Origin of the sequence: Paraburkholderia phenazinium (assembly GCF_900100735.1) — a bacterium.
In the GTDB taxonomy this organism is placed as follows: domain Bacteria; phylum Pseudomonadota; class Gammaproteobacteria; order Burkholderiales; family Burkholderiaceae; genus Paraburkholderia; species Paraburkholderia phenazinia.
Window position 1 is genome coordinate 735,502 of the sequence record NZ_FNCJ01000002.1, and the last position, 16,117, is coordinate 751,618.

Sequence of the window (16,117 nt, forward strand, 5' to 3'; positions counted from 1 at the left end):
CCGCGACGATAAGAACAGCGTGATGAAAGAAGCGCGGCGAAGCAGACCAGAAGCGTCAGAGGTCCGTGTTCATATGCTCGAGAAACGCCTGGATGACGGGCTCGTTACGCTTGAAAAACACCCACTGGCCGACTCGCTTCGAGCTCACGAGGCCGGCGCGCTGCAAGGCCGCCAGGTGCGCCGACACGGTGGACTGCGACAGTCCGCAGCGTGCGTCGATCTTGCCGGCGCACACGCCGTGGTCGAGCGTGAATTCCTGATCGGCGAAGTGCGCTTGCGGCTCCCGCAGCCACGCCAGAATCTCGCGGCGGATGGGGTTGGCGAGCGCCTTGTGGATCGCGTCGATGTCGATCGTCATCGGGTTGGTTTTCGAGGGTATGAACGGTGGACACGGGCTTGAAGCCGGAGTGGCCCCTCAGCTGCATCGCAACGGAGCGAATTATATATCGGTTTTTTGCGATATGCATAAAGCACTACTGGCTATGGGGGCGATAGGGGCGGCACGCAAAAAGGGTCGCCTTTACAGGGGACAGGCAGCTTGCTCGCGCATGCGACGGGCTTCGTCGCGCAGGAACTGCTGGTAATCGTCCAGATCGCCGTCGAAGGGCTCGACGCCACCCTTGGTAACGAGCCAGAACTCGTCACATACCGCGCGCAGCAGCGACCGGTCGTGACTGACCAGCATCACAGTGCCTTCGAATTCGTTGAGTGCCATGCCTAGCGCTTCGCGTGTGGCCAGGTCGAGGTGGTTGGTAGGCTCGTCCAGCAGCAGCAGGTTGGGGCGCTGCCACACGATCATGCACAACACGAGCCGCGCCTTTTCGCCGCCGCTCATCGTGCCGACCGCCTGATGGACCATGTCGCCACTGAAGTTGAAGGTGCCGAGGAAGGTGCGAAGCGATTGTTCGGTGCCGCTCTGGCCGGGGGCACGCAGGTGCGCCGGCGTGTCCTTGGCAAGGCGGATCATGTGTTCCATCGGCGTGTCGAGTGGACGCAGCACGTCGAGTTCCTGCTGTGCGAAGTAGCCGATGTTCAGGCCTTTGCCTTCGCTGATTTCGCCGGCAATCGGCGCCAGCTCGTGCGCCACCGTCTTCACCAGAGTGGACTTGCCTTGGCCGTTGGCACCGAGAATGCCGATACGCTGCCCGGCCAGCACGGACCGGTTGATGCCCCGCACGATGACCGTCGGCGGCGTGCCCGGGGTTGCGTCGGTCGGCGCCGGGTAGCCGAAGCTCGCGTCGAGCATCGACAACAGCGGGTTCGGTACGTTGAGCGGTTCCTTGAACTCGAAGCTGAACTCTGCGTCGGCAAGCACGGGTGCGATCTTCTCCATGCGTTCGAGCGCCTTGACCCGGCTCTGCGCCTGCTTCGCCTTGGATGCCTTGGCCTTGAAGCGGTCGATGAACTTCTGCAGGTGGGCGATCTTGTCCGCCTGCCTGGACATTGCGGCCTGCTGCAACACCAGTTGCTCAGCGCGCATCTCTTCGAACTTGCTGTAATTGCCGCCATAACGCACGAGCTTGGCGTTGTCGACGTGCACCGTCACCTGCGTCACCGCGTCGAGGAATTCGCGATCGTGACTGATCACCACCATGGTTCCTTGATAGCGCTTGAGCCACGCTTCCAGCCAGACCAATGCGTCGAGGTCAAGGTGATTGGTCGGTTCGTCGAGCAACAGCAAGTCGGACGGGCACATGAGCGCGCGCGCCAGTTGCAGTCGCATGCGCCAGCCGCCGGAGAAACTGTTGACCGGCTGGCTGAGCTGCGCAGCACTGAAGCCAAGGCCCAGGATCAGCGCCTGGGCGCGTGCGGGGGCATCATGTGCACCGGCGTCGTGCAGGGCCATGTAGGCGTGCGCCATGCGCATGCCGTCGTCGCTGGCCTCAGCGGCGGCTACTTCAGCCTGCGCGGCCAGCATGACGGTGTCACCTTCGATGACGAAGTCGGTCGCACTCTGCTCGGTCTCCGGCATCTCCTGCGCGACCTGGCCCATCTTCCATGCTGCGGGAATCGAGAACTCGCCGCCGTCTTCGTGCAGTGTGCCGTTGAGAAGGCCGAAGAAGGATGACTTGCCGGCGCCATTGCGACCGACAAGGCCAATCTTTTCGCCGGGGGTGAAGGTGACGGAAGCGCTATCGAGTACGACATTGACGCCGCGGCGCAGCGTGACATTACGGACGGAAATCATAAGGGGCTACTTCGGAGAGGATAGGCATGATAGCCGACCGGACGTACAGGGCTGTCCTTTTTCTGGCCGCGCGAGTGAAGAACCGCTTGCGCTTTGCGGCGCTCACCGGCCATAAAACGAGGCGGGCGCTGGCGCACCGGGTGTTCCGGCTGCGGGGGGCCAGCGAACAGACGGTGAGTGACGGCTCATGGACGGTAGCCGCGGTTCCCAGCGTTTGCCAAAAGCGGACGATCGGTGAGTTGAACGTTTGGGTGACGCATCACGACAGCCGCAGCCGCCTTACGTCTTGTTGCGGAGGCGCGCCGAACAGACGGCTGTACTCGCGACTGAACTGCGAGGCGCTCTCGTAGCCGACCTGGATCGCGGCACTACCCGCGTCGATGCCAAGGTTGAGCATCAACTGCCGCGCTTCCTGCAGGCGCAACTGCTTCTGGTATTGCAGGGGACTTGTTCCGGTGATGTTGCGGAAATGCTGACGGAACGTCGAAGGACTCATGTGCGCATGCGCGGCCAGGTCATCCACCTGGAGTCCCTTCGAGAAATTCTGCTTGAGCCATCTCACGGCCCTGGCGATTTGTTGGCTCGGCGATCCGTTGGCCGCAAGGTGCTGCAACTGCGGACTGTGGGGGCCAGCGAGAAGCCGCACGATGATTTCCTGCTGAAAGAGCGGCGCCAATTGCGGTGCCAATGCCGGTTGGCCCAGCAATTCGATCAGCCGAATCAGGACGCCGATCAGAGCATCGTCAAGCGTTTCGATCGTGATGGGCGTGAAAGCTGGCGTTCGAGGCGGAGCCGGCAACTGCATCTCCACAGCTGTCTTCACGATGTCACGGCTGTCTAGTGTCAGCATCAGGCCCAGCATCGGTTCCTCAATACTCGCGCGCGTGACGTGCGAGATCACAGGCAGGTCGATGCTTGCCAGCATCGACTGGCCGGGGCCGTAGTTCACCACCTCTTTTCCTGCCAACGCCTGCTTATGGCCCTGGGCAACGACGCCCAGCCCGAGGTTAAAGATGCAGTGCAACGGCTCGGTTGGCCCCTTCCGGCGGTGAAGGGAAAGGGCAGGTATGGCTGTGGTGTAGTCGCCGTCGGACTGGGCAAAGCGGGCGATGGCTCGCGCGAGGCCCTGCGTGCGTGTGGTAGTCGTACTCATTGGCTCGGAAACCCGGTGTTTCATGCGAAATCTCTAACGCCAAGACGGCAGAAACACTTTACTCCGGTAGAAGACCATTCGCGTGGCTTTAAGCACGCTTCGTCAGTTTAGGCAAGAAGTTCGGCGCTTTCGGCAACCTCCCCGGTGCCAATCGCGCGACACTGAAGCCCGTTAATTCGTATCCGATGCTCGAATTTGGGGGCATCAAGAACACAGAGGACCTACGTATGAATAGCAAGAAAGTATGGCTGATTACTGGCGCCGGCCGTGGCATGGGCGTGGATATCGCCAAGGCAGCCTTGGCGGCCGGTCACGATGTTGTGGCGACCGGACGCAATCCTGAAAAGGTCAGGAACGCCATCGGCGATCACGATAATCTTCTGGTCGCCCAACTGGACGTGACCAGTCCCGCGGATGCCGAGGCCGCCGTCGAAATTACCGTCCAGAGGTTTGGCCGCATTGACGTGCTGGTCAACAATGCAGGCAACTTTTATGGGGGCTTCTTCGAGGAGCTTAGCCCCGCGCAGGTGCGTAGCCAGCTCGAAACGCTTCTGTTCGGCCCGATGAATGTTGCCCGGGCCGTATTGCCGGTGATGCGCAAGCAGCGCGCTGGCCTGTTAGTCACAATCTCATCGACGGCTGGCATTACTGGTGGCGTGTTTTGCAGTGCATATGCCGCTGCAAAGTTTGGCGTCGAAGGATGGATGGAGTCGCTTGCCCAGGAAATTGCTCCCTTTGGCATTCGCACCATGCTGGTAGAACCAGGTTTTTTCCGGACAGATCTCCTCAGCGCAGACTCGACTACCTACGCCGAACTTTCCATTGATGACTATGCGTCCCGCACTCAGGAGACCGTGACTGCGTGGAAAGGCATGAACGGCAAGCAGGGTGGCGATCCGGCCAAACTTGCCGCCGCGCTAGTGGATTTGACGGCACAGGAAGAGCCGCCCGCTCGCTTCGCCGCCGGCGCGGATGCAGTTGAAGCTTTTGAATCCAAGGCGAACACGTTGCTCGCTCAGGCGAATGCCCACCGCGAGCTGTCTTCATCCCTTTCACACGCCCCAGAATAAAGACGGGCGCCGCCGGACAAGGGTTCGTCACCTTAGCAAAGGGGAACGCGCACCATCGCCCCGGCAGAAAGTGCATACGGCGGCCGCGACCATCTTCCGCTCAGGCTGGAACCGCACCGATTTGCTGCAACAGGGCCAACAGGTCAGGTTGCCCGCGCTCTTCGACAATTTTTCCGTTGGAAAAGCGATAGAAGTTCACGGCCTGAACCTGGATCTTCTTTCCGCTCGCAGGCACGCCAAAGAAGGTGGCCTGGTGAGTACCGCGCATGATGAAACGTGCGGCAACCGTGTCGTTTTCCGCGATCATTTCTTCGAGCGTCCATTGAATGTCGGGGAAACCAGAGCGCATCATGCCGAGGATTTCCATGTACCCCTGCGGTCCAATGAAAGGATCCGGGCTGACGGGGGCGTGGAAGATTGCATTGGCATCAACAAGCTCCTCGGCAAGCGCCTCGCCGGCTGTATTGATGAATTCAACAAAGCGGGACATCAACAGTTTGTTCGATTCGGCGGACATTATTTGAACCTTGTATGTGAGTGTGGTCGCCCGCAACGGCGTCGGTTGCGTGCGCCGCCAAACGAGAGGCGGAGCAGGTTGCGGTAGGTCGCGTACGTGCCGGGTTCAGGCCGCTTACGACAACTGCAACAAGTCTAGACTGCAAATACATTGAGATAAATGCGTGATATCGTTGGACATTCACAACAGGACGTTTCGAATGGATCGTCTCACGAGTATCAGCGTTTTCACGAAAGCAGTCGAATTGGGTTCGTTCTCAGCGGCTGGGGATGCGCTTCAGATGTCGCCACAACTGGTCGGGAAACACGTCCAGGTGCTGGAACAGAGTCTCGGCGTGCGTCTGCTGAACAGAACGACGCGCAGGCAAAGCCCGACAGATATCGGCCGGGCTTACTATGAACGCGCCAAGATCATTCTCGCGGAGGTCGAGTCGGCCGAAAACCTCGTAGCCGAGACCCGTTCAGTGCCGACTGGCCGTCTGAAGATAAATGCGCCTGTGAGCTTCGGCATGCACACCTTGGCGCCTAAGCTGCCGGAGTACCTTAAGGCGTTTCCGCAGGTCGCAGTTGACTTGACTCTGTCGAATCGAGCCGTCGGTCTGATTGACGAGGGTTATGACGCCGTGTTCAGGATTGGCGAACTGGGGGATAGCGGCCTGATTGCTCAGCCACTGGCTCCCTACCGGTTAGTGCTATGCGCCGCGCCGTCGTATCTTGCTGCAAACCCGCGCATAACAGTTCCCGCTGATCTGGCGCACCATGAGTGTCTTGGTTTTGCGCATACGGAACTACGATCGGAGTGGACGTTTGATGGCCCTGAAGGCCGCGTCGCTGTGCAGGTCTCGGGGCGATTCATGGGAGACCATGGTGAGGTGCTGCTGGCGGCCGCCGTGGCGGGCGTCGGGGTCATGCTTCAGCCCGTGGAACTGGTGAAGGGCGAACTCGATCGGGGCAGTCTGGTTGTGGTGCTTCCGGACTATCAGGCGCCTTCGCGGTCATTACACGTTCTATATGCGCGTGATCGCCGCGTGACGCCCAAGTTGAGGAGCTTTCTGGATTTTGCGCGAGAGCACTTCGGCGCATAGCGAAGTGATAGTTCCTCAGCATTGGCCAAATTCCATCGGTGCCACACTTTGTCGAGTGTGGCGCGGGTAGCGATGACCGCTTCCGGGAAAACTGAAGATCTCGGATGGGTCGGTACCCATTCGCTGAAGTCGGAAACGGACGCCCGCACTTACATCAAACCCATCTGCTCAAGATACCGCCACGGATAAATACCGCGTGCGTGTCCGTCGCTGAATATCAACTGCACGCCGTAACCCATCATGTGCATATCGATCAACGCCACATCCGGCGAGGCGCCCACGACGTGCCCGTCGAGCCTGATACGGCGGCATTCGGCGCACGCGCAGGCGCGTCGCAACTCCGCGTGCGCAATCCGCTGCTCGCGCCTGTCTGGCCAACGCAGCGTCAGCACGCGGTCGACGGTGTCGGTTGCGATCTCGCGCGGGACGTTCATCGGGCCGTGCCTTCCACCTGCTGTAACGCGATGCGCACCGCTTTGCGCACGTCGGGATCGCGATCTTCGAGCGCATCGCGCAGAGGCTGCAAAGTGCGAGGATCGCGCAACTCGCCAAGCGCGAGCGCGGCCTCCTTGCGCAGGTTGCTGATCGTGTGGGTGAGCAGGGCGGCGACAGCCGGGGCAGCGCTGCGCTCGCCAAGCTGGCCAAGTGCGCGCACAGCACGCAGCCGCACCTGCCAGTAGTCGTCGTCGAGCGCGGCAAGCAGCGGGTCGCGGGCGGCCGGCGCACGCAGCTTGCCTAGCGTGGTGGCCGCCTCCTCGCGCACCTGCCAGGCGCCGTCACGCAAGGCGCCGAGCAGTGCGGTCGTAGCAGCCGCGTGGGTGGCGGGTGCAAATCCGAGTGAACCGACCGCGGCGCGTCTCACCTCGGTCTCGGCATCACCGGTGGCAAGCGCGGCCAGCGGCGCCAGCGCACGCGTATCCTTCAGCCAGCCCAGCACCGCAACCGCTTCCAGCCGCACACTCGGCGTTGTATCGGTTAGCGCGTGCAGGGCAGGTTCGAATGCACCGGCAAAGCGCAGTTCCCGCAGGGCTCGCAAGGTTGCCGAACGCACGAACGGCTCGGGCCGCTCGACCCAGCGGCGCAGCACCGTTCCAGACGCAGGGTCCTTGAGTTCGCTCAGACTCTGCGCGGCTGCAGCGCTGACCTTGCCGTCGGGATCGAGGAGGGCGCCGCACAGCGCTTCCACGATCTCGTCACGCTCCCACGACGCCAGCACGCGCGCCGCTTCGAGCCTGACTTCGGCGGCGGGGTCATCGCGCAGCGCGGCGACAAGCGAAGGTAGCAAGTCGGCATCTTCGAGATCCGCAATCTCGAGTAGTGCGATGCGTCGCACGGCGGCGTCTTCGTCGGCAAGACGCGACAGCAGCGCGATGGTCTCGGAATCGAACGCGTCCGGGTGAGGGACGACAATGGGCGGCACGTTCATTCGAATGCTCAAGGGTTGGTGTTGCGTGAAGGACTTCGAAATCAGGCTTGCTGGATGCACTCGTGCCTGCGGCGCAGCAACGCGTAAGAGTACGGTTGTCGCGCCACAGCGTTCTAGCGCAGCAGGTAGGGAATCTCCACCTTGACCGCCCCGGTTGGACAGTCGCGCTCGCATGGCATGCAGTACCAGCATTCGTCGAACTGCATATAGGCTTTGCCCTTGCTCAAGTCGATGGCGAGCAGGTCGAGCGGGCAGACGTCGACACAGACGGTGCAGCCCTTGTCGGCGATACACAGGTCCTCGTCGATCGTGACGGGGGCGCTGCTGCGCTGAAAGATCTCGTGTGGGGTATAGGACATGGCAATCGACTCTCAGATGACAGCGGCAAGCGCGCTGGATTCGCGGATGCGCAGGTTCTGGTAAGCGCTGCGCTCGTCTTCGGCCAGCGGCACGATATAAGGCTCGACTGCACGTTTCTCGCTGCTCATGCGGCCATGCTCGTCCTTGCGCAGATGCGTATGGCAGAACCACTGCGCATCGTCGCGCTCGGGATAGTCGACCCGGTGGTGATACAGACCCCAACGGCTTTCGGTGCGAAACAGCGAGGCGCGCGCTGCCATTTCCGCGCAGTCGCGGATGGCGCGAACTTCTGCCGCGCGCATCAGCTCATGGGGATTGACGGCCTTGATTGCTTCGATGTCCTCGGCGATTTCCGCAAAGCGCTGCAAACCGATCTCCATCTTGCGCGTGACCTTCGGCGGTTGCAGATAGTCGTTCACCATGCGCCGCAGCTTGTATTCGACTTGCGACGGCGCATGGCCATTGGCACGTTCGAGTGGCGCGTAGACGCGCTCACGTTCGGCAGCAACCTGCTGTTCGTCGACGGGCGCGTGCTCGTGTCCTTGCACATATTCCGCCGCGTTCTGACCGGCAAACCAGCCATAGGTGAACGCGCCGAGCATGTAGTTATGCGGTACGGCCGCCATATCGCCGGCTGAGTAGAGTCCCGCTACGGTGGTTTCGGCGCGCGCGTTCACATAGACCCCTGACGCGCTATGTCCGCTGCAAAAACCGATCTCCGAGATGTGCATTTCGACCATCTGCTGCCGGTAGTCGGTGTTGCGCCCGGCGTGGAATCGTCCGCGGCTGGGGCGTTCGTTGGTGTGCAGGATTTGCTCGATGGTCTGGATCGTTTCTTCCGCGAGATGGTCGAGCTTCAGGAACACGGGGCCATTGCCGCTTTGCAGTTCCTGATAGAACTCCCACATCATCTGACCGCTCCAGTAGTCGCATTCGATGAAGCGTTCGCCCTTGCCATTGGCCGTAAAGCCGCCAAGCGGCCCGGTCACATAGGCGCACGCCGGACCGTTGTAGTCCTTGATCAGCGGATTGATCTGGAAGCATTCGAGGTTCGCGAGCGCGGCCCCCGCGTGATAGGCCATCGCGTAGCCATCGCCGGCATTGGTCGGGTTCTCGTAGGTACCCATTAGATAGCCGGATGACGGCAAGCCCAACCGTCCCGCTGCGCCGCAGGCGAGAATCACGGCCTTGGCGCGCACCACGTAGAAGTCCGCCGTGCGGCAGTCGAAGCCGAGCACGCCGCAGACCCGTCCTTGTGCATCGGTCAAGAGGCGCGTGGCGACGATGCGATTGGTGATCGAAATACGTGCCCGCTTCAACTGGCGGTACAGCACCTTCTTGATGTCGTGCCCTTCGGGCATCGGCAGCACGTACGAACCCATGTGGTGGACCTTCTTGACCGCGTAGTCGCCGGTGCCGTCCTTCTCGAACTTCACGCCCCAGCGGTCGAGCTGCTCGATCGTCGTGAAGCTGTGCTTCGCATATGCGTAGACGGCTTCCTGATCGACAATGCCGTCGTTAGCGATCGTGATTTCCCGCGTGTACTGCTCGGGCGTCGCGTGACCCGGAATGACTGCGTTGTTCAAGCCGTCCATTCCCATCGAGATCGCGCCGCTGCGCTTGACATTGGCTTTTTCGAGCAACAGCACCTTCAACTCCGGATTGCGTTCCTTCGCCTTGATGGCCGCCATCGGCCCGGCCGTGCCACCGCCTACCACGACGATGTCGTACTCCAGTACATGCGTATTCATTGCGTTGTCCTTGCGTTGCGGCGCGGTTTCTGGCGATCGGTGCGCAGCCGGTATTGGAACGCGTCGCCGCGGAAGTAGAGGTATTCGTAGTCGATGGGCGTGCCGGAAGCATCGTGGGTGAGGCGCTCGATGCGCAGCACCGGACTGCCTTCTTCGACACGCAGGGCGTCGACAATGTCGTCGTCCGCGAGGATCGCGTCGATGGCGATGTCGGCATGGCCGAGCGGCACGCCGCAGTCGTTCTCGAGAATCAGAAAGATGTCGCGGGTCGCGAGATCTGCGTTGGCGAGGCGTTTGCCGAATGCTTCCGGGACCCACGTGAGTTCGAGTGAGACCGGCTCGCGATTCAGCAGGCGGGTGCGATGGATCTCGGTCACTGGCGCGCCCTCAGCAAGCTTGAGCCTGGCCGCGACGTGCCGGTCGGCCTTAACCGTACGAAAGCTGCGCAGCTGATTGACGATTTCGTAGCCCATCGATTCCATGGCCTCCGCAAACCCCTGCAGCGAGGTCACATTCTGGAACGCCTTGGGCTTGGAGACGAAGGTGCCTTTGCCGTGCAGCTTGAAGAGCAAGCCCTCCTTTTGCAGATCGCCAAGCGCCTGACGGACTGTAATGCGGCTGACGTCGAACATCGCGCACAGTTCGTGTTCCGACGGCATCTGACTGTGCGGCGCGTAGGTGCCATCGAGAATCCGCGCGCGCAACGCGTCCTTGATCTGCGCGTAGAGCGGCTGCGGTGAAAGCGGCACGAGATTCGTTCGGGACATGATCAACTTGTCATAACAAGATGGAGGCCGAGTGTAGTGACAGAGCCGAACAGGTCAAACGAAGAAATTGTGCTATCGATTTTCCGTTTTGCGGACAGCGAGCGGAGCAGCGCCCCTCATGTCTCGTCGCTCGAGCACCCATGCGGGTGCTTATTTAGAAATATGAATTTATTGGTTCTGCTTTGGAGGGCGGACTTGCATAGTTCGCTTTGATGGCTATAGGCGGTGACGCTCATGGGTTTGCGCCGCGCCCGGCCAGCATCACTGTTCGGTGGGTAACCGGACGGGTACGACAGATGAGCAAGGAGACATCATGACAGTTGAATTGGCAGAGCGAACCACCCATGCGGCGCTGGTAGCGGCCCGCGAAGCCGCCGTTGCTGCGGGTTTGCCGTACGCCGGCGGGATTTCTCCGCAGGACGCGTGGGCGCTGTTTTCCGCAGGCGAGGCGGTGCTGGTCGACGTGCGTTCCGCAGAGGAGCGCAAGTTCGTCGGTTATGTGCCGGACAGCCTGCATGTTGCGTGGGCGACCGGCACCAGCCTGAACCGTAATCCGCGCTTTGCGCGCGAGCTGGAGGCGAAGACCGGCAAGGATGCGGTGGTGCTGCTGCTGTGCCGCAGCGGCAACCGTTCGGCGCTCGCCGCTGAAGCGGCAACCAAGGCTGGATTGAGCCGGGTCTTCAACGTCCGGGAAGGATTCGAAGGCGACCTGGACGCGCAGCAGCAGCGCGGCCGGCAGAACGGCTGGCGTTTCCACGGCTTGCCGTGGGTTCAGGATTAAGCGGTTCCAACTTCAGGACGGGGAGCACTGACTGTGGCCATATTTGACATTGACGATATCGTCCGCTCGCTTCAAACCGTGCGTCAGCAGTGGCGCGACGCGCAAAAGCGCTCCCTCGAACCCGGCGGGCGCGACTTGCCGGCGCGCGAGGCAATGGCCAGTGTGATCGATACCCTCAAGGGCGTGCTGTTTCCGATGCGCCTCGGGCCACCCGACCTGCGCCAGGAAAGCGAGAATTTCTACGTTGCGAATGCGCTGGATGCCGCGCTCCATGCGCTACTGGCTCAGGCCCGGCTCGAGTTGAACTACAAGGCGCGCCATCACACGCGCGCCGACGAGTTTATCGAGGCGCAGGCGAGTAGCGCGGTGCGCAAGTTTGCCGCGCGCCTGCCGGAGATCCGCAGTTTGCTGGACAGCGACGTGCTGGCTGCCTTCCACGGCGATCCGGCGGCCGGTAGCGTCGACGAGGTGGTGCTGTGCTACCCAGGCATTCTGGCGATGATTCATCACCGGCTCGCGCACGAGTTGTACCGGCTCGGGCTGCCCTTGCTGGCACGGATCGTCGCCGAGCAGGCCCATGCGGAGACCGGCATCGACATTCATCCGGGCGCGCAGATCGGCGCTGGATTCTTTATCGATCACGGCACTGGCGTGGTGATCGGCGAGACGGCCGTGATCGGCCAGCGCGTGCGCCTCTATCAGGCGGTGACGCTCGGCGCCAAGCGCTTTCCGCGTGATGCCGCAGGCCATCTGGAGAAGGGGCTCGCCCGTCATCCGATCGTTGAGGAGGATGTGGTGATCTATGCGGGCGCGACCATTCTTGGGCGGGTCACGCTTGGACGCGGCTCGGTGATTGGTGGCAACGTGTGGCTTACCGAGGATGTCGCGCCGGGTAGCCACGTCACCCAGGCGGTCTCGCGGAACGAAGCGAAACAGCCGACGCTAGCCAACGGCGCGCAGTACGGACGACAGGGGTCCGGGTCGTTGCCGCCGGTTGAAACCTCCTCTCCAGTAGAGAGCGCCGCCCCATGAGCACGCTCGTCAAAAACTTCGGCGCGGCAGTGCGCGAATTGCGTGAGGCGCGCGCCTGGTCGCAGGAGCAACTCGCCGAGCATGCCGGCCTGAACCGCTCCTATGTTGGCGAGATCGAGCGCGGCAGTGCGATTGCTTCGATCGTCACGGTCGACAAACTAGCCGCAGCTTTCGGCGTGCCGATCGCCAGCCTGCTGCGTTCGTCGTTTGGCGGCAGCGGCGCCATTGCCACAACGATCGCGCCGCCCGCAACACTTTCTACCTTGTCGACCACGCCATAAACGTCCAACTGATGTCTATAGCATGTTGAACAGGATCAGGCCCCGTCTTGATAATGACGTCTCGTCATAAGCTTTCCCGTTTTTCTTCTATCAACCCCGGAGCCACACATGTCGACCATAGCGAGCGGCCATACGGCGCTTAGCGATAACGCCGCACGGCAACTAGCCAATGCCACCAAGACCGTTCCCCAACTTGCGACCATCACGCCGCGCTGGTTGACGCATCTGCTGCAATGGGTGCCGGTCGAAGCGGGTATCTACCGCCTGAATCAGGTCAAGAATCCGGACGCCGTGAAGGTTGCCTGCACCCAGCGCGAAGACGAGACGGTGTTGCCGCGCACCTTCGTGCCGTATGAAGAGCAACCGCGCGAGTACTTTCTGAATGCGGTCAGCACGGTGCTCGATGTGCATACGCGGATTTCCGATCTGTACAGCAGTCCGCATGACCAGATCAAGGAACAACTGCGCCTGACGATCGAAACGATCAAGGAATTGCAGGAAAGCCAACTGATCAACAATCCTGATTATGGGCTGCTTGCCAACGTCGCCGAAGAACAGCGCGTGTTTCCGCTGACGGGCGCGCCGACCCCTGACGATCTGGACGAACTGCTGACCAAGGTGTGGAAAGAGCCGGCGTTCTTCCTGACCCACCCGCTCGCGATTGCTGCCTTTGGCCGTGAATGCACGCGCCGTGGCGTGCCGCCGCCGACCGTCAGCCTGTTCGGCTCGCAGTTCCTGACGTGGCGCGGGATTCCGCTGGTGCCGTCGGACAAGGTGCCGGTTGCCGATGGCAAGACCAAGATCCTGTTGCTGCGCGTCGGCGATAAGCGCCAGGGCGTGGTCGGCCTGTTCCAGCCGGGTGTCGCCGGCGAACAGGGTCCGGGCTTGTCGGTGCGCTTCATGGGCATCAACAGCCATGCGATCGCGTCCTACCTGATTTCCCTGTACTGCTCGCTGGCGGTGCATTCGCCGGACGCGCTGGCGGTTCTCGATGACGTGGAGATCGGTAAGTACCATGACTATCCAGACACCTACAAGTAATCCGTCAGGCGCTGGCGTGCCGCACGATGTGCCGCAGACGCTGCCGGCCGGCTTGCCCGATCCCGCGACGCTCGCGCGTCTGGCCGGCGACTTTTTCGCCGCGCTGCCGGGTGGCGGGGTGTCTGCCGGGTCGCCCGTGGGTCATCTGAACGACGCTGCTTCAGCCACGTCGTCTGCCTCGTTTGCGTCGGCGTTGCCGGTGGCGGCGCCCGTGCTGTCGACCGCGAGCAATCCGGCGCCGGCGGGTTCGCCGCTCGCGGGCCCGGGCGGTTTCGGCACCGGCGTGCCGGGCGCTGCGCTGCCGCAGGGTAAGGTGGCTGGCGCCAACCTGCTGCCGTCTGCACCGACGCATGTGCTGTCGCTCGGCAACCGTGCGCCCGCGCTGGTGCCGCATGCCGCTGCGCAAAATGGCTTGCCGGATAGCGTGGTGACGATTGCACCGGCGCTCGAACCGCGCTTTGGTGGCGCGGCGTTGGGTGTGCCGGAAGGGCATGGCGCGCAACGTCCGTCGGCGGGCGGGGCTTCAAGTGCGGCTTCAGGCGCGGCTTCAAGCGCCCCAGCCGCCGCGTCGCCGTATTACTTCCTCGACGAGCGGGGCGATACGCGGCGCAGCGCCGGCCCGGGTAGCCAGGATATCGTCGTGCCGCCCAGCGATTCGGTCACGGCTCAATCGTTCGGGCTGCCAGGCGAGGCGGATCTGCGCTCGTTGCTGTCGGTCCAGCGCTTTCCTTACGATGTCGGCTTGCGCGATGCCGGTGTTGAGCGCAGTGCTGGTTCACGCTACGTCCTCGACGAAGCGCGGCGGCCCGGCGATCCTGCGGGTGGCCCGCACGGTGTGCCGAACGCAGCCGCCTCGGCTCATCCGCCGTTCGACGTCAATGCCATCCGGCGTGACTTTCCGATTCTCTCGGAGCGGGTGAATGGCCGGCAACTGGTGTGGTTCGACAACGCGGCCACGACGCACAAGCCGCAGGCCGTGATCGACCGTCTGGCGTATTTCTATGCCCACGAGAACTCGAACATCCATCGTGCCGCCCATGCGTTAGCGGGCCGCGCAACGGATGCGTATGAGGCGGCGCGCAGCAAGGTGCAGCGTTTCATTGGCGCGGCCTCGCCGGATGAAATCATCTTCGTGCGCGGCACCACCGAGGCGATCAATCTGATCGCGAAGTCCTGGGGTGTGCAGAATGTCGGCGAGGGCGATGAAATCATCGTCTCGAACCTCGAGCATCACGCGAATATCGTGCCGTGGCAGCAGCTTGCCGCGCAAACCGGGGCGAAGCTACGTGTGATTCCGGTCGACGATTCCGGCCAGGTTCTGCTCGACGAATACCGCAAGCTGTTGAACGATCGCACGAAGATCGTCTCGGTGACGCAGGTCTCGAATGCGCTTGGCACCGTGGTGCCGGTCAAGGAGATCGTCGAGATGGCGCACCGTGCCGGCGCGAAAGCGCTGGTCGACGGCGCGCAGTCCGTGTCGCATATGCGCGTCGATGTTCAGGCGATCGATGCTGACTTCTTCGTGTTCTCGGGCCACAAGGTGTTCGGGCCGACCGGTATCGGCGTGGTGTACGGCAAGCGCGCGATTCTCGACGATATGCCGCCCTGGCAGGGTGGCGGCAACATGATCGCCGACGTGACGTTCGAGCGCACCGTGTTCCAGCCGCCGCCGAACCGTTTCGAAGCCGGGACCGGCAACATCGCGGATGCGGTGGGGCTGGGTGCGGCAATCGATTACGTGAACCGCGTGGGTATCGAGAACATCGCTCGCTACGAGCATGATCTGCTGGCGTATGCGGCGAGTGTGCTGCAGCCGGTACCGGGTGTGCGTCTGATTGGCACTGCGAAGGATAAGGCGAGCGTGTTGTCGTTCGTGTTGAAGGGCTATGAGACGGAAGAGGTCGGGCAGGCGCTCAACGAAGAGGGCATCGCGGTGCGCTCGGGGCATCACTGCGCCCAGCCGATCCTGAGGCGTTTCGGCGTCGAGGCAACCGTGCGGCCGTCGCTGGCGTTCTACAACACCTGCGACGAGGTCGATGCGCTGGTCTCAGTGGTGCGGCGTTTGTCGGCGCGGCGTTAAGGCGCGCGGTATAAGCAGAAGCGGTAGGGGGAGAAGGGCCCTCGTGCATGGACTGACTATCGGTCCGTTGCGCGAGGGCCTTTTTTCATTCAGCGGCGGTCGCGACCGAGGACGGCGCCGCAGCCGTGCCGGAAGGCTGCGATTGCGCCGCCCAAAGCTTGGCAAAACGCCGCTTGCTAAAACGTCGCCAAAAAGGCAACTAACGGTCAAGCCCCCCGGGGCGCGGCGATCCGCGCCGACCCACCCTCGAAAAGACCGGCGAACCGCCGCGCGAATACGGTGGGCTGTGAGCCTGCGCCGGTCTGGCAGGGCGCGACGCCGCTAAGTCAGTCACCGGTTCCCGTCAAGCAAATCGCCGAGCAATTCGTCGAACGCGGCTTGCGCGTCTTCAAGTTCCTGCAGCGCCGCATCGAAAGTCTGCAGCGCGAATTGCGAGGGCCGGCCTTCGCCGGCTGGCGGAAATTGCGATTGCAGCGACTTGAACGCCGCCTGCACGCGTTGCGTGGCAGCCAGCACGCGCTCCATGGCGCGCGATTCTTCGGCTCGCGCTTCTTCGTGATTCATCAGGTAACACTCCGTAGTTGGT

Annotated in this window: 17 protein-coding genes; 7 read left to right on the plus strand and 10 right to left on the minus strand. The window is 62.5% G+C overall.

Annotation, left to right across the window (positions count from 1 at the left end; all coding sequences use genetic code 11):
• Nucleotides 1–55: 55 nt before the first annotated feature.
• The 3 genes from BLQ92_RS07085 to BLQ92_RS07095 form a co-directional block, all read right to left on the minus strand.
• The gene (locus BLQ92_RS07085) at nucleotides 56–358 is read right to left on the minus strand and encodes an ArsR/SmtB family transcription factor (RefSeq protein ID WP_090682846.1); all 303 of its coding nucleotides are present in this window, start codon (nucleotides 356–358) and stop codon (nucleotides 56–58) included.
• A 162-nt stretch (nucleotides 359–520) separates the two neighbouring features.
• On the minus strand, nucleotides 521–2,188 hold the full coding sequence (locus tag BLQ92_RS07090; RefSeq protein WP_090682847.1) for an ABC-F family ATP-binding cassette domain-containing protein: 1,668 nt from the start codon (nucleotides 2,186–2,188) through the stop codon (nucleotides 521–523).
• A 259-nt stretch (nucleotides 2,189–2,447) separates the two neighbouring features.
• On the minus strand, nucleotides 2,448–3,365 hold the full coding sequence (locus tag BLQ92_RS07095) for an AraC family transcriptional regulator (RefSeq protein ID WP_090682849.1): 918 nt from the start codon (nucleotides 3,363–3,365) through the stop codon (nucleotides 2,448–2,450).
• 203 nt (nucleotides 3,366–3,568) lie between these two features.
• On the opposite strand from BLQ92_RS07095, the gene BLQ92_RS07100 reads away from it, so the two are divergent.
• Nucleotides 3,569–4,411, plus strand: a complete 843-nt coding sequence (locus BLQ92_RS07100; RefSeq protein ID WP_090683005.1) for an SDR family oxidoreductase — start codon at nucleotides 3,569–3,571, stop codon at nucleotides 4,409–4,411.
• 100 nt (nucleotides 4,412–4,511) lie between these two features.
• Here BLQ92_RS07100 and BLQ92_RS07105 read toward each other — a convergent pair whose 3' ends face one another.
• On the minus strand, nucleotides 4,512–4,928 hold the full coding sequence (locus BLQ92_RS07105) for an ester cyclase (RefSeq protein ID WP_090682850.1): 417 nt from the start codon (nucleotides 4,926–4,928) through the stop codon (nucleotides 4,512–4,514).
• Nucleotides 4,929–5,127: 199 nt separating this feature from the next.
• Here BLQ92_RS07105 and BLQ92_RS07110 point away from each other — a divergent pair, with 199 nt between their 5' ends.
• Nucleotides 5,128–6,012 carry a LysR family transcriptional regulator gene (locus BLQ92_RS07110; protein WP_090682852.1) on the plus strand — a complete coding sequence of 295 codons (885 nt, stop codon included), beginning with the start codon at nucleotides 5,128–5,130 and terminating at the stop codon, nucleotides 6,010–6,012.
• 149 nt (nucleotides 6,013–6,161) lie between these two features.
• On the opposite strand, the gene BLQ92_RS07115 is transcribed toward BLQ92_RS07110, so the two are convergent.
• The 5 genes from BLQ92_RS07115 to BLQ92_RS07135 form a co-directional block, all read right to left on the minus strand.
• Complete coding sequence (locus BLQ92_RS07115; RefSeq protein WP_090682854.1) at nucleotides 6,162–6,446, minus strand: gamma-butyrobetaine hydroxylase-like domain-containing protein; 285 nt, start codon at nucleotides 6,444–6,446, stop codon at nucleotides 6,162–6,164.
• Nucleotides 6,443–7,438: a HEAT repeat domain-containing protein gene (locus BLQ92_RS07120; RefSeq protein ID WP_090682855.1), complete on the minus strand. Its 996-nt coding sequence runs from the start codon at nucleotides 7,436–7,438 to the stop codon at nucleotides 6,443–6,445. Before BLQ92_RS07120 ends, BLQ92_RS07115 begins: the two co-directional genes overlap by 4 nt.
• A gap of 113 nt (nucleotides 7,439–7,551) precedes the next feature.
• A complete protein-coding gene (locus BLQ92_RS07125) occupies nucleotides 7,552–7,797 on the minus strand; it encodes a 4Fe-4S dicluster domain-containing protein (protein ID WP_090682857.1) in 246 nt (81 codons plus the stop codon).
• A 12-nt stretch (nucleotides 7,798–7,809) separates the two neighbouring features.
• Nucleotides 7,810–9,549, minus strand: a complete 1,740-nt coding sequence (locus BLQ92_RS07130; protein ID WP_090682858.1) for a fumarate reductase/succinate dehydrogenase flavoprotein subunit — start codon at nucleotides 9,547–9,549, stop codon at nucleotides 7,810–7,812.
• Entirely contained in the window at nucleotides 9,546–10,316 is a 771-nt protein-coding gene (locus BLQ92_RS07135) for a GntR family transcriptional regulator (protein ID WP_090682860.1), read from the minus strand. The genes BLQ92_RS07130 and BLQ92_RS07135 overlap by 4 nt, the downstream gene beginning before the upstream one ends.
• A 313-nt stretch (nucleotides 10,317–10,629) precedes the next feature.
• Between BLQ92_RS07135 and BLQ92_RS07140 the strand changes: the two genes are divergently transcribed.
• The 5 genes from BLQ92_RS07140 to BLQ92_RS07160 all read left to right on the plus strand — a co-directional run bounded on the left by BLQ92_RS07140 (nucleotide 10,630) and on the right by BLQ92_RS07160 (nucleotide 15,531).
• Nucleotides 10,630–11,097: a rhodanese-like domain-containing protein gene (locus BLQ92_RS07140; protein WP_090682862.1), complete on the plus strand. Its 468-nt coding sequence runs from the start codon at nucleotides 10,630–10,632 to the stop codon at nucleotides 11,095–11,097.
• A gap of 33 nt (nucleotides 11,098–11,130) precedes the next feature.
• Complete coding sequence (gene epsC, locus BLQ92_RS07145) at nucleotides 11,131–12,129, plus strand: serine O-acetyltransferase EpsC (protein ID WP_090682863.1); 999 nt, start codon at nucleotides 11,131–11,133, stop codon at nucleotides 12,127–12,129.
• Nucleotides 12,126–12,410 (plus strand): helix-turn-helix domain-containing protein, encoded by a 285-nt coding sequence (locus BLQ92_RS07150; protein ID WP_090682864.1) that lies wholly within the window; start codon nucleotides 12,126–12,128, stop codon nucleotides 12,408–12,410. Before epsC ends, BLQ92_RS07150 begins: the two co-directional genes overlap by 4 nt.
• A 108-nt stretch (nucleotides 12,411–12,518) precedes the next feature.
• Entirely contained in the window at nucleotides 12,519–13,451 is a 933-nt protein-coding gene (locus BLQ92_RS07155; RefSeq protein ID WP_090682866.1) for a family 2A encapsulin nanocompartment shell protein, read from the plus strand.
• On the plus strand, nucleotides 13,426–15,531 hold the full coding sequence (locus tag BLQ92_RS07160) for a family 2A encapsulin nanocompartment cargo protein cysteine desulfurase (RefSeq protein ID WP_090682868.1): 2,106 nt from the start codon (nucleotides 13,426–13,428) through the stop codon (nucleotides 15,529–15,531). The genes BLQ92_RS07155 and BLQ92_RS07160 overlap by 26 nt, the downstream gene beginning before the upstream one ends.
• Before the next feature lie 330 nt (nucleotides 15,532–15,861).
• Here BLQ92_RS07160 and BLQ92_RS07165 read toward each other — a convergent pair whose 3' ends face one another.
• Nucleotides 15,862–16,095, minus strand: a complete 234-nt coding sequence (locus BLQ92_RS07165; protein WP_090682870.1) for a hypothetical protein — start codon at nucleotides 16,093–16,095, stop codon at nucleotides 15,862–15,864.
• Nucleotides 16,096–16,117 lie beyond the last annotated feature (22 nt).